Raw genomic sequence first — 12,479 nt, 5'->3', positions numbered from 1 at the left:
CGTTATCCCCTGTGGTCGGAGGGCGGATCAACCGATCGGTTGACCGGCCGCCCGGCCGATCGGCGCGCGGGGATCGTCCGTCCTCGCGATGGCGGCGGGCCCGCCCGGCGGCAGGCTGGGACCCGCAAGCTTCACTCCGCTGACCTTGGGAGACATGATGACCGGATCGTTCCGCACCCGCCTGATCGCCGGCGCCGTCACGGGGCTCGCGCTCCTGACCGCCGCCCCCTCCCCCGTCCAGGCCGCCGCGCCCGCCCCAGCCGTCGTCCAGACGGGCACGCTGTCGGCCGGCGCCGCGCTCAAGGTCGCCGACGCCGCGCTGAAGGAGGCCGCCAAGCTGAAGCAGCGCGTCACGGTGGTGATCGTCGACCGGTCCGGCGCGACCCGGCTGGTGCTCAAGGGCGACGGCGCGGGCCCGCAGACCGAGGAGTCGGCCCGGCGCAAGGCGTTCACCGCCGTGTCCTTCGGCCGGGCGACCAGCGAGCTCGCCAAGGGCCTGACCGGCTCCGGCCCGAACATCGCCGACATCCCGGGCACCCTGTTCCTGGGCGGCGGCGTTCCCGTGGCCTCCGGCGGCGCCCCCGTCGCGGGCATCGGCGTCGGCGGCGCCCCCAGCGGCGAGATCGACGAGGCCATCGCCCTCGCCGGCGCCAAGGCGGTCGCCGGGCAGCTCGGCTGAACCGCCCTCCGACGTGCAGGATGATGGGATGAGGCGCCGGACGATTCTGGCCTGCGGGATCGGGCTGCTGCTCGCGGCCTGCGGTTCCCGGACGCGAGACGGTGTGAAAGGAGACAACGTGCTCAACGAGGAACTACGGGCCGCCGCCGCGCGCGGTGACGCCGCCGCGGTGCGCGACGCGCTGGCGTCCGGGGCCGACGTCGGGTCCCGTGACGGGCAGCGCCGCACCGCGCTGCTGCTGGCCGCCGCGGCCGACCACGTCGAGGCCGCCAAGGTGCTCGTCGCCGCCGGGGCCGACCCCGACGCGCAGGACGCCAGGCAGGACACCCCGTGGCTGGTCACCGGCGTGACCGGGAGCGTCGAGATGCTGCGGGCGCTCCTCCCGGCCGGCCCCGACCTGACGATCCGCAACCGCTACGGCGGCGTCTCCCTCATCCCCGCCTGCGAGCGCGGCCACGTCGACTACGTGCGCGAGGTGCTCAAGACCGGCATCGACGTCGACCACGTCAACGACCTCGGCTGGACCGGGCTCCTGGAGGCCGTCATCCTGGGCGACGGCGGCCCCGCCCACCAGGAGATCGTCCGCCTGCTCATCGCGGCAGGCGCCGACGTCGACCTGGCCGACCGCGACGGCGTCACCCCGCTCGCCCACGCCGTCGCCAAGCAGCAGACCGAGGTGGCCGCCCTGCTGCGCGGGGCCGGGGCGCACTGACGCCGCCCGGGCCCGCGCCGGCTCAGGTCACGGGCAGGGCGGTGGCCAGCAGGATGACGCCGATCGACCCGATCAGCGACGAGATCGCCAGCGCCCGGGCCAGGGCGCGGCGGCCGGCGCCGCTGGCCCAGCCGTGCAGCGCGGCGGCCACCATGACCGCGCAGAAGAGCAGCAGCTTGGCCGCCAGGATCCGCCCGTAGCCGGGCTCGGCCAGCGAGTCCCAGGTGACGCCCTTGTGCCAGGCGATCGCCACGCCCGTGGCGAGCTGCACGGGCAGGAACACCGCGGCGGTGATCACCCCGAACCGGCGGCCGACCGCGGTCAGCATCTGGGCCCGCAGCCGGTCGTCGAGCTGCCGCCGGGCCAGCGGCAGCACCACCAGCGAGACCGTGAGCTGCCCGCCGACCCACAGCGCCGCCGCCAGCACGTGCAGGAACCGCACCACCGCCCACCACGTCATCGGGCGCCCACCCGGAACAGGCCGTGCGCGCCCGCCTCGGCGTGCCGCATCGTGTGGTCGACCACCGGATACGTGCCCGGCTCGGGGAAGACCAGCTCGGCGAAGCCGCCCTGGGCGGGGGCCAGGTCCAGCACCTGGGCGCCGCCCGGATCGTTCCTGCGCACCTGGTACGCCCCTTCCTTGTAGACCGTGTCGAACGGCGCCCCGACCACGTGCAGGGCCGTGCCCGAGCTGGGACCGGCGGCCACGGCCCAGATCCGCACCCGCTCGCCGGCCCTGGCGGTCAGCGGCGCGTGGTCGTAGCCGGCGGCGGTGCCGTTGAACATCCAGCCGTCCGGCCGGCCCTCGCGGATCTTGGCCACCTGCGCGTCGCCGCCCGGCTCGCCGAGGTGGAGCTCGCTCTGTACCAGAAGGTACTCCCGGTCCACGGCGGGCAGGCCGGGAGGGTCGATGATCACCGCGCCGAACATGCCGTTGGCGATGTGCTGGCTCATCGGCATGGTGGAGCAGTGGTAGAGCCAGGCCCCGGCGAACCCGGCCCGGAAGCGGTACGTGAGCCGCTCCCCCGGCTCGATGGTGCGCATGACGCCGTCGGGCGCGTTGGCCCCGGCGTGGAAGTCGATGCCGTGGCCGGTGGTGCCGCCGTTGACGAACGTGACGGTGAAGACGTCGCCGACCTTGCCGCGCAGCACCGGGCCGGGCACGGTGCCGTCGAACGTCCACACCCGCTGCCGCACGCCGGGCGCGACCTCCCGCACGACGGTGTCGTCCACGCGGATCTCGACGGCGTGCTCGGTGCCGCCCGGCGCGGGGCCGAGCGCCGCGTCGTACGGGCTCCAGCCCGGCGACATGGGGGCGGCCAGGTCGAGGCCGCCCGCCGTGGCGTGCCCGCCGTGCCCGGTGGCGGCCCGGGCGTCGGACCCGGCGTCGGACCGGGCCTCGGTGCGGGCGCCTGAGGGGACGATGCGCATGGTCATGCCGGCGGCGCGGTGCCCGGCGACCGTGCACCAGCCGTTCACCGGCGCGGCGAGCGGGGCGAGCGTCAGCGTGGCGCGTTCCCCCGCTCCCAGCAGCGGGGTGCGCTCGCCGGTGGCCAGCCGCAGGTCGTGCCGCTGGGCGTCGGCGTTGGTGACGCGCAGCGTCAGCACCGTGCCTGCGGGGGCCTCGATCATCGCGGGCCGGACCTTCATGCCGGACAGCGTCACCTCCACGGTGCGGGCCCCGGTGGCGGTGACGGTCACCGGCGGGCCGCCCGTGCCGGTCATCGACACGACGACCGCGCCCGCCGTCAGCAGGCATCCGGCCGCCACCCCGGCCACCGCGGGCCACGCGGACGCGCGCCCGGCCCGCGTCCCGTCCGGGTCCGCCCCGGTACGGGACCGGACCAGCGCGAGCACGGCCAGCAGCACGAACGCGGCGACGGCGGCCAGCACCAGCGCCCAGCCCAGCAGCCGCAGCGGCTCCGGCACCGGCAGCGCGAGCAGCGGCACTCCCAGGTTGAGCGCCGCCAGCCGCGCCTTCCAGGCGCGCTCCAGCAGGGCGGCGTTCTCCTTGAACCGGACCGGGCCGCCGCCGAGCACGGCGGGCAGCAGGTGCAGCAGCGAGCCGAGCAGCACCTGGGCGACGAACCCGGCGAGCACCAGCGGCAGCAGCGGCTCCAGCGCGGCGGCCACCTGCCCGGCCGGCCGGGTGGCCACGACGACCAGGTTCGCCGCCAGCGCGACCTCGAACCACACCACACCGGCCCCCAGCGTCCAGGCCGCCCCGGTGTGCGGGCGCCGCGCGCGTACCGCCGGGACGAGCGGGGCCAGCGCCGTCAGCGCCCCGGCCGCGTACAGGACCAGTCCCGCGGTGGCCGCCCACCGCCAGCCCGCCGCGAGGGCGCCGACGGCGGCGGCCAGACCCGGCGCGGCCAGCCACAGCCCGATCCGGGAGGCGCGGCGGGTGCCGTCCGGCATGCGGGTGCGCAGCACGGTCGGCCACAGCGTGAACAGCGTGCCCAGCACGGTCAGGCCCACCCAGCCGAGCACGTTCGCCTCGGCGTGCGCGGCCTGCAGCCGCTCGTGCGTCACGCCGCCGCCGGGCTGGGCGGCCAGCAGCCCGCCCAGCGCGCCGCCGGCCGCCAGCGCCACGGCCGCGCTCACGTACCAGCCGATGACGTGCCCGAACCTGCCCGGCAGCGCCCGGCGCAGCAGCGTGACCAGCACGTACGCGTGCCACAGCACGACCGCCACCACCACGGCCGCCCCGGCGACGGCGGGCTGCCACGGGCCGGCGGCGACCCCGTACAGGATCGCCGCCGTCGCGGCGTTGAGCAGGGCCAGCCGCGCCAGGCTGCCGTGCCGGGCGGGCGCGCGGGTGCGCAGCAGCGCGACGGCGAAGTGCTCGCTCCAGATGAGGATCGCGGTCGAGACCGCGCCGAGCAGGAACACGTGGACGAGCAGCCAGCGCGGCGCGGGCAGCGCGTCGCCCGCGAGCGCCGTGGTGAGGGTCAGGCCGAGCCAGCCGACGACGATGGCGTTCGCCCGCAGGTGCCACGACGCGCGCGGGCGCGCCGGGCTCGGTCGGACGCGCACCTCGACGGGGATCTCCTGCCTGGTCACCGGGTCACCTCGCGCAGGATGCGGTCCACGACGTCGGCGGCGGAGTGGTCCTCGGGCAGCCCGGTGAGGAAGCCGGTGTCCTGGCCGAGCGTGAGCAGGGCGGGCTCGCGGTAGCCGTCGGCCCGGTGCTGGCCGAGGCCGACGGCGGCGAGCAGCGCGTTGCACAGGCACCGGCGGCCGTCGGCCTCCTCGGCGGGCCTGCCCTTGCGCACGTAGGCGTCGACCGGTTCGGCCGCGCACCGGTAGCCGATCCCGCCGCCCGGTCGCACGTACGGGGTGCGCAGGTAGCCCAGGTCGCACAGGCGGGGCCGGTCGGCGTACACGGTGGCGTCCGACAGCGTGCCCGGCACGTCGGCGATCTTGAACGGGAAGCCGGTCGGCGAGGCGCGCGGGTCGTTGCGGACCTCCAGCGTGCCGTCGGCGGCCTGCCGCAGCAGCCGCCGCCGCAGCCCGGGGTCGAGGCCGGACTCGCGGCACAGCGCGAACGCCGAGCCGACCTGGATGCCGGCGGCCCCGGCCGCCCGCGCCCGCGCCAGGCCGCCGGGCGTGCCGTAGCCTCCGGCCAGCCAGAACGGCAGCCCGAGCGCCGCCATCTTGGCGGGGTCGGCCTCGTCGCGCGGCCCGTAGACGGGCTGGCCGTCGGCGTCGAGCCGCATCCGGCCGCGCGGCGGCGCGCTGTGGCCGCCGGCGACGGGCGTCTCCAGGACGAAGCCGTCCGGCCGGGTGGCCGGGGTGCGCGCCAGGTAGAGGGCCAGGACGTGCGAGGACACGATGGCCAGCAGCCGGGGCCGGGCGAGCGGCCGGGTGAGGCCGAGGAGCGCGCCCGGGTCCAGCTCGGCGTGGTGGCCGGTGTCGTCGCCGCCCGCCACGGTGACGGTGACGCGGGCGGGCCGGTGCGCGGCCAGGTCGTCGAGCAGTCTCGGGATCTCCGCCGGGATGCCGGCGCCCACGAGCACGTAGTCGACGCCGGCCAGCATCGCCCCGTAGACGGCGGCGGGCGTGGCCAGCTGGATCTTCTCCAGGTAGTTGATCCCGACCGGGCCGTCATGGCCCTCCTTGGCGAGGAACACCTCGGCGAAGTTCGCGACCACGGCCAGCTCGTCGCGGGCGCGGCTGGGCCGCAGCCCGAGCCGGGGCACCGGCCGGTACGGCAGCCCGGGATCGGCCCCGCCGGGCACGAAGTAGCGGGCGAGCACCCGCTCGGCGACCTCGGGCGCCGGGAAGCGGGCCAGCGCCCGGCGCAGGTGCCCGCCGGGGTCGCCGCGCTGCAGCCGCCGCGCCAGGGTGGCGTCCAGCGCGGTGCCGGACACGACGCCGAGCTGCCCGGTGGCGGCCACGGCGCGGGCCAGCCGCCACCCGGACACCCCCACGCCCATGCCGCCCTGGATCAGGAGCGGGACCGCCGGGGCGGCGACGGCGGCGCCGACGAGCGCGCCCGTGCCGCCGGGGGCGGCGAACCGGCGGCCGGTCACCGGGTGCTCCCGGGGCGCGCGGTGCGACGGCGGTAGACGACGTAGGGCCGCCACAGGTAGGCGACCGGCGCCGACCACACGTGGACGAGCCGGGTGAACGGCCACATCGCCAGGAACACCCACGCCGACAGCGCGTGCAGCTGGAAGATCAGCGGCACGCCCGTCATCAGCGACGGGTCGGGGCGCAGGGTCAGCACGCCGCGGAACCAGACGGCGATCGTCGCCCGGTAGTCGTAGCCGCCGCCGATCAGGTTCTCGCCCACGGTCCCGGCCATGCCGAGCAGGATCACCACCGCCATGACGGCGAACAGCGCCTTGTCCGTGCGGGTGGTGGTGCGGCGGACGCGCGGGCTGGTGAAGCGGCGGGCCAGCAGCAGCGCCAGCCCGGCCACCACCATCACCCCGGCGACGGTCCCGGCGGTCACCGACACCAGGTGGTAGGCGTGCTCGGACACGCCGACGGCCTCGGTCCAGCTCTTGGGCACCAGCAGGCCCAGGGCGTGCCCGCCGATCGCGGCGAGCACGCCGAGGTGGAACAGCGGCGAGCCGAGCCGCAGCAGCCGGCTCTCCAGCACCTGGGTGGTGCGGGTGGTCCAGCCGAACTGGTCGACGCGCCAGCGCCACACGTGCCCGACGACGAAGACCGTCAGGGCGATGTACGGGACGACGACCCACAGGGCGACGCTCATGGCCGCGCCTCCATTTCGTTCACGGCCGGCCCGAACGGCGCGAGCCCGACCTCCTCGGCGGGCGGCCCGGCGAGCGCGAGGTCGGCGACGGCGGCCTGCTCGGCCGCCGACAGTCCGGGCAGCTCCGCGCAGAGCGCGTCGAGGACGAGCGCGTACGGGGAGCCGCTGTCGTGCAGGGCGGTGCGGATGAGCTCCAGGCCCTTGCGGTGCTGGCGCAGCGGCGCCTCGCCGGCGGCGGGCCCGGCCAGGGCGGCGAACTCGCACACCACGGGCAGGAAGTCGGGCAGCTCGCCGTCGGGCGGGGTGAGCCCGGCCACCCGGTAGCGCTGCTTCAGCGTGAGCAGGGCCATGCCGCGGCGGCGGGTGTCGCCGTGCAGGTAGTAGGTGAGGTAGAGGCTGGAGCGGCGGCGCAGGTCGAACGTCTCGACGTAGGCGCGGGCCAGCGGCATCGGCTCGGCGTCGGCGAACCAGCGCAGGAACCGTTCCAGCGCGTCGCGGGCGGGCGAGGCGGGCAGCGTCGCGGCGGCGCGGCCGAGCCCGGGGCGGGCGTCGAGCAGCCCGGCGTCGGGATACTGCAGCAGCAGGGAGACCAGCCGGAACAGGGTCGCCCGGCCGGGCGCGTCCTCGGCGCGCGGGGTGCGCCTGGTCAGGAGCTTCACGGCGTGCCTCCCTTGCCCACGAAGAGCTTCAGGCCCGTCCGGCCGTCGGTGCGGCGGCCGGTGAGCGCGGCGGGGTGGAACTCGCTCATGCCGGGCCCGCCGTCGCCGTCCAGGCGGCATCCGCCGGCCTGGGCGGACAGCGCGGCGGCGTCCTCGCGGTGCGCGGCGGGCACGACGTAGCGCTCCTCGTACTTGGCGATGGCCAGCAGCCGGTACATCTCCTCCAGGTCGGCCGCCGGCATGCCGACGGACTCCAGCAGGTCGCCGGAGACGGCGCCGTCGAGCGTCCGGGCCCGCATGTGGGCGCGCATCGCCGACAGCTTCATCAGCACCCCGGCCACCACCTCGGTGTCCCCGGCGGAGAACAGGCTCGCCAGGTAGTCCAGCGGGATGCGCAGGTCGGTGATGGCGTGGAAGACGTTGTCGGGATCGTCGGCGTCGGCGCCCGCCCCGGTGACCGCGTCGAGCACCGGCGACAGCGGCGGGATGTACCAGACCATGGGCAGCGTCCGGTACTCCGGGTGCAGCGGCAGCGCCACCCGGTAGCGCATGGCCAGCCGGTAGATCGGCGACCGCCGCGCCGCCTCGATCCAGTCGTCGCTGATGCCGGAGACGCGGGCGGCCTCGGCCACGGCGGGGTCGTCCGGGTCCAGGAACACCTTCCGCTGCGCCTCCAGCAGGTCGCGCGGGTCGGCGACCCGGGCCGCGTCCAGCACCGCGTCGGCGTCGTACAGGACGAGGCCGATGTAGCGCAGCCGGCCCACGCACGTCTCGGCGCACACGGTCGGCTGCCCGGCCTCGATCCTCGGGAAGCAGAACGTGCACTTCTCGGCCTTGCCGGTCCGGTGGTTGACGTACACCTTCTTGTACGGGCACGACGAGACGCACATGCGCCAGCCTCGGCAGCGGTCCTGGTCGACCAGGACGATGCCGTCCTCCTCGCGCTTGTACATGGCGCCCGACGGGCAGGCGGCGACGCAGGCCGGGTTGAGGCAGTGCTCGCAGATGCGCGGCAGGTGGAACATGAACGTCCGGTCGAACTCCAGGCGCACCTTCTCCGCCATCGCGGCCAGGTTGGGGTCGCCGTGGGCGTGCTCGGGGGCGCCGCCGAGGTCGTCCTCCCAGTTCGCGCCCCAGGTGATGGCCATGTCGTCGCCGGTGATGGCCGACTTGGGGCGGATGACCGGGGTGTGCGGGCCGGCGGGCGCGTTGATCAGCGTGTCGTAGTCGTAGGTCGCCGGCTCGTAGTAGTCGTCGAGCTGCGGCAGGTCGGGGTTGGCGAACAGGTTGAGCAGCCGCCTGGCCCGGCCGCCGGCCCGGAGCTTGAGCCGGCCGCGCCGGTCGAGCTGCCAGCCGCCGCGCCAGCGTTCCTGGTCCTCGTAGCGCTTGGGGTAGCCGACGCCGGGCTTGGTCTCGACGTTGTTGAACCACACGTACTCGACGCCGTCCCGGTTGGTCCAGGTCTGCTTGCAGGTGACCGAGCAGGTGTGGCAGCCGATGCACTTGTCCAGGTTCATCACCATGGCGACCTGGGCGAGCACGCGCATCAGTACGTCACCTCCTGGCCGCGCCGGCGGATCACCGTGATCTCGTCACGCTGGTTGCCGGTCGGGCCGTAATAGTTGAAGCCGTAGGTGAACTGGGCGTAGCCGCCGATGAGGTGGCTGGGCTTGAGCAGCAGGCGGGTGAGCGAGTTGTGCACGCCGCCGCGCCTGCCGGACTTCTCCGTCAGCGGCACGTTCACGTTGCGGTCCTTGGCGTGGTACATGTACACGGTCCCGGCCGGCATCCGGTGCGAGACGACCGCGCGGGCGACCACGACGCCGTTGCGGTTGTACGCCTCGATCCAGTCGTTGTCGGCGACCCCGATCTTCGCCGCGTCGGCGTCGCTCATCCAGATCGTCGGCCCGCCGCGCGACAGCGCCAGCATGTAGGCGTTGTCCTGATACTCGGAGTGGATCGACCACTTGGAGTGCGGGGTGAGATAGCGGACCGTGACCTCGGCCGCGTCCCCGTCGCCCTGCTCGCCGAAGTGGCGGCGCATGTTGAGCGGCGGCCTGTAGGCGGGAAGCTGCTCGCCCAGCTCGGCGATCCACTCGTGGTCGAGGAAGAAGTGCTGGCGGCCGGTCAGCGTGTGCCACGGTTTGTCGCGTTCGACGTTGATGACGAAGGCGGAGTAGCGGCGCCCGCCGGTCTCCGAGCCCGACCACTCGGGTGAGGTGATGACGGGCTGCGGCCGGGTCTGGGTGTCGGCGAACGTGATCCGCTTGCCCTCGTGCTCGGCGGCCAGGTCGGCCAGCCGGGTGCCGGTGCGCCGTTCCAGCGTCTCGAAGCCCTGCGTGGCCAGCCTGCCGTTGGTGGTGCCGGACAGCGCCAGGATCGCCTCGCACATCCGGTCGGCGCTCTCCAGGGAGATCCGGCCGCCGGGGGTGACGCCGTTCTTGGCGCGCAGGTGGTCGAGCTCGGGGCCGACCTCGTACGTGACGGCCTTGGTCGTCAGGCCCAGCTCCTCGAAGAGCGGGCCGACGGCGCGCATCCGCTCGCCGACGGCGGCGTAGTCGCGCTCGATCGTCACGATCTTCGGCATGGTCCGGCCGGGGACGGGCTCGCACTCGCCGTGCTTCCAGTCCAGGACCCGGCCGCCGGGCTGGGCCAGCTCGTCCGGGGTGTCGTGGGCGAGCGGCACGGCCAGCACGTCGGTGCGCCGCCCGAGGTGGGCGGCGGCCAGCTCGGAGAAGCGGTCGGCCAGTGTGAGGAAGGCGTCGTAGTCGCTGCGGGCCTGCCACGGCGGCGCGATGGCCGGGTTGAACGCGTGCACGAACGGGTGCATGTCGGTCGAGGACAGGTCGTGCTTCTCGTACCAGGTCGCGGCGGGCAGCACCACGTCGGCGAACAGCGCCGTGGAGGTCATCCGGAAGTCGATCGTGGTCAGCAGGTCGAGCTTGCCCTCGGCGGCCTCCTCGCGCCAGGTCACCTCGGCGGGCCGCAGCCCCTCCTCGTTGCGGGTCTCGGCGTCGGCGCCGAGCAGGTGGCGCAGGAAGTACTCGTTGCCCTTGCCCGAGGAGCCGAGCAGGTTGGCCCGCCACACGGTGAGCACGCGCGGGAAGTTGGCCGGGTCGCCGGGGTCCTCGGCGGCGAAGCGCAGCCGCCCGGACTTCAGCTCGGCCACGACGTGCTCGGCCGCCGGGACGCCCTTGGCGGCGGCCTCGTCGGCGAGGGTGAGCGGGTTGCGGTCGAACGTCGGGTGCGAGGGCAGCCAGCCGAGCCGCGCCGCCTGGGCGTTGCAGTCGGCGAACGACCTGCCCGCGAACCTGCCGGGGCCGAGCGGGCTGGCGAGCTCGTCCGCGCCGATCCGCTCGTAGCGCCACTGGTCGGTGGCCAGGTACCAGAACGCGGTGCCGGCCATGTGCCGGGTCGGCCGCTGCCAGTCGAAGGCGAACGCCAGATGCTGGAAGCCGGTCACCGGCCGGACCTTCTCCTGGCCGACGTAGTGCGCCCAGCCGCCGCCGTTGACGCCCTGGCAGCCGGTCAGCAGCACCAGCGTGAGGAAGGAGCGGTAGATCTGGTCGGAGTGGAACCAGTGGTTGGTGCCCGCCCCCATCGCGATCATCGACCGGCCGCGGGTGCGCTCGGCGTTGCGGGCGAACTCCCGCGCGATCCGGGTGATCGTCGCCGCGGGCACGGAGGTGATCTCCTCCGCCCAGGCGGGCGTGTACGGCTGGGCGGCGTCGTCGTACGATGCGGGCCACTCGCCCGGCAGGTCCCGGGCCACCCCGTACTGGGCCATGAGCAGGTCGAACACGGTGGTGACGAGCCTGCCGCCGACCTCGGTGACCGGGACGCCGCGCCGCATCGCGGCGCCGCCCTCGGTGTCGCCGGTGTCGAAGCGCGGCAGGTCGACGGCGACCGCGTCCGGCGCGCCGAGCAGCGTCAGCTTCGGCGTGACGCCGTCCAGGCCGAGGTTCCAGCGGCCCTCGCCCTCCTGCCCCCAGCGGAAGCCGAGCGATCCGTTCGGCACGACCGGGCGGCCGGTCGGCTCGTCCAGCAGGACGGTCTTGAACCGCGCGTTCTCGCTCTCCTCGCCGAGGTCGGCGGCGGTCAGGAACCCGCCGGGCACGTACGCGTCCCCGCGCGGCTCCAGCGCCACCAGGAACGGCAGATCGGTGTATTTCCTGACGTAATCGGTGAAGTACGGCACCGTGCGGTCGCGGAAGAACTCCGTCAGCGTCACGTGCCCCATCGCCATGGCCAGCGCCCCGTCCGTGCCCGGGTGCGGCGCCAGCCAGTCGTCGGCGAACTTGACGTTGTCGGCGTAGTCGGGGCTGACCGCGACGACCTTGGTGCCCTGGTAGCGCGCCTCGGTCATGAAGTGGGCGTCGGGCGTGCGGGTGACCGGGATGTTGGAGCCCCACATGATCAGGTAGCGGGAGTTCCACCAGTCCGCCGCCTCCGGCACGTCCGTCTGGTCGCCCCACACCTGCGGGGAGGCGATCGGCAGGTCGGCGTACCAGTCGTAGAAGGACAGCAGCGTGCCGCCGATCATCGATAGGAACCGGGTGCCCGCGGCGAACGAGGCCATCGACATCGCCGGGATCGGGGAGAACCCCACCACCCGGTCCGGCCCGTACTCCTTGATCGTGTGGACGTGCGCGGCAGCCATCAGCTCGACGGCCTCGTCCCAGCTCGCCCGGACCATGCCGCCCTTGCCGCGCGCCCGCTTGTAGGCCCGCGCCCGCTCCGGGTCGCCGGTCAGCTCCGCCCACGCCAGCACCGGGTCGCCCAGCCGGGCGCGGGCCTCGCGCCACATCTCCAGCAGCACCCCGCGCACGTACGGGTAGCGCACCCGCGACGGCGAGTAGGTGTACCAGGAGAAGGACGCGCCACGGGGGCAGCCGCGCGGCTCGTACTCGGGCGACTCCGGCCCCACCGACGGGTAGTCGGTCGCCTGGTGCTCCCACGTGATCAGGCCGTCCTTGACGAACACCTGCCAGGAGCACGAGCCGGTGCAGTTCACGCCGTGGGTGGAGCGCACCACCTTGTCGTGCGACCACCGGTCCCGGTAGAAGCGGTCCCAGGCGCTCGGGTCCACCTGGTGCAGGGTGCGGCCGTCAGCCGACACCTCCGACCTGGTGAAGAAGGCGCGGGCGGCGAGCAGCGGCCCCATGCCGGGGATGGCGTCGATATCAGTCACAGGTCTTCCTCACC

Annotated in this window: 9 protein-coding genes; 2 read left to right on the top strand and 7 right to left on the bottom strand. The window is 74.8% G+C overall.

All coding sequences use genetic code 11. The features are described 5' to 3' along the window. Positions 1 to 154 precede the first annotated feature (154 nt). Both AB0J53_RS34305 and AB0J53_RS34300 read left to right on the top strand, forming a co-directional pair. Complete coding sequence (locus tag AB0J53_RS34305) at positions 155 to 679, top strand: heme-binding protein (RefSeq protein ID WP_364180040.1); 525 nt, start codon at positions 155 to 157, stop codon at positions 677 to 679. 118 nt (positions 680 to 797) lie between these two features. Beyond that, the gene (locus AB0J53_RS34300) at positions 798 to 1,391 is read left to right on the top strand and encodes an ankyrin repeat domain-containing protein (protein WP_364180038.1); all 594 of its coding nucleotides are present in this window, start codon (positions 798 to 800) and stop codon (positions 1,389 to 1,391) included. Between the two features lie 22 nt (positions 1,392 to 1,413). Here the strand turns inward: AB0J53_RS34300 and AB0J53_RS34295 are convergent, their stop codons facing one another. From AB0J53_RS34295 to AB0J53_RS34265, 7 genes are read right to left on the bottom strand one after another with little or no spacing between them, the layout of a single operon-like run. Further along, positions 1,414 to 1,851, bottom strand: a complete 438-nt coding sequence (locus AB0J53_RS34295) for a hypothetical protein (RefSeq protein ID WP_357587918.1) — start codon at positions 1,849 to 1,851, stop codon at positions 1,414 to 1,416. Further along, positions 1,848 to 4,454, bottom strand: coding sequence for a multicopper oxidase domain-containing protein (locus AB0J53_RS34290; RefSeq protein ID WP_364180036.1), 2,607 nt, complete (start codon positions 4,452 to 4,454; stop codon positions 1,848 to 1,850). Before AB0J53_RS34290 ends, AB0J53_RS34295 begins: the two co-directional genes overlap by 4 nt. After that, positions 4,451 to 5,926 carry a nitronate monooxygenase gene (locus AB0J53_RS34285; protein ID WP_364180034.1) on the bottom strand — a complete coding sequence of 492 codons (1,476 nt, stop codon included), beginning with the start codon at positions 5,924 to 5,926 and terminating at the stop codon, positions 4,451 to 4,453. The genes AB0J53_RS34290 and AB0J53_RS34285 overlap by 4 nt, the downstream gene beginning before the upstream one ends. Continuing rightward, positions 5,923 to 6,615 (bottom strand): respiratory nitrate reductase subunit gamma, encoded by a 693-nt coding sequence (gene narI / locus AB0J53_RS34280; protein ID WP_364180032.1) that lies wholly within the window; start codon positions 6,613 to 6,615, stop codon positions 5,923 to 5,925. The genes AB0J53_RS34285 and narI overlap by 4 nt, the downstream gene beginning before the upstream one ends. After that, a complete protein-coding gene (gene narJ, locus AB0J53_RS34275) occupies positions 6,612 to 7,274 on the bottom strand; it encodes a nitrate reductase molybdenum cofactor assembly chaperone (RefSeq protein WP_364180031.1) in 663 nt (220 codons plus the stop codon). Before narJ ends, narI begins: the two co-directional genes overlap by 4 nt. Further along, complete coding sequence (narH, locus tag AB0J53_RS34270) at positions 7,271 to 8,821, bottom strand: nitrate reductase subunit beta (RefSeq protein ID WP_364180029.1); 1,551 nt, start codon at positions 8,819 to 8,821, stop codon at positions 7,271 to 7,273. The genes narJ and narH overlap by 4 nt, the downstream gene beginning before the upstream one ends. Then, positions 8,821 to 12,438 (bottom strand): nitrate reductase subunit alpha, encoded by a 3,618-nt coding sequence (locus AB0J53_RS34265; protein ID WP_364180212.1) that lies wholly within the window; start codon positions 12,436 to 12,438, stop codon positions 8,821 to 8,823. The genes narH and AB0J53_RS34265 overlap by 1 nt, the downstream gene beginning before the upstream one ends. Positions 12,439 to 12,479: the final 41 nt, after the last annotated feature.

Source organism: Nonomuraea sp. NPDC049725 (genome assembly GCF_040674795.1).
GTDB lineage: Bacteria > Actinomycetota > Actinomycetes > Streptosporangiales > Streptosporangiaceae > Nonomuraea > Nonomuraea ceibae.
The sequence above is the reverse complement of the archived record's forward strand: the minus strand, read 5'-3'. Positions and strand labels throughout refer to the sequence as shown.

What these genes read in the sequence shown, in the direction of transcription:
- AB0J53_RS34305 (WP_364180040.1), top strand. Translation starts at nt 155, where the DNA reads ATGATGACCGGATCGTTCCGCACCCGCCTGATCGCCGGCGCCGTCACG.
- AB0J53_RS34295 (WP_357587918.1), bottom strand. Translation starts at nt 1,851, where the DNA reads ATGACGTGGTGGGCGGTGGTGCGGTTCCTGCACGTGCTGGCGGCGGCG.
- narI (WP_364180032.1), bottom strand. Translation starts at nt 6,615, where the DNA reads ATGAGCGTCGCCCTGTGGGTCGTCGTCCCGTACATCGCCCTGACGGTC.
- narH (WP_364180029.1), bottom strand. Translation starts at nt 8,821, where the DNA reads ATGCGCGTGCTCGCCCAGGTCGCCATGGTGATGAACCTGGACAAGTGC.
- AB0J53_RS34265 (WP_364180212.1), bottom strand. Translation starts at nt 12,438, where the DNA reads ATGGGGCCGCTGCTCGCCGCCCGCGCCTTCTTCACCAGGTCGGAGGTG.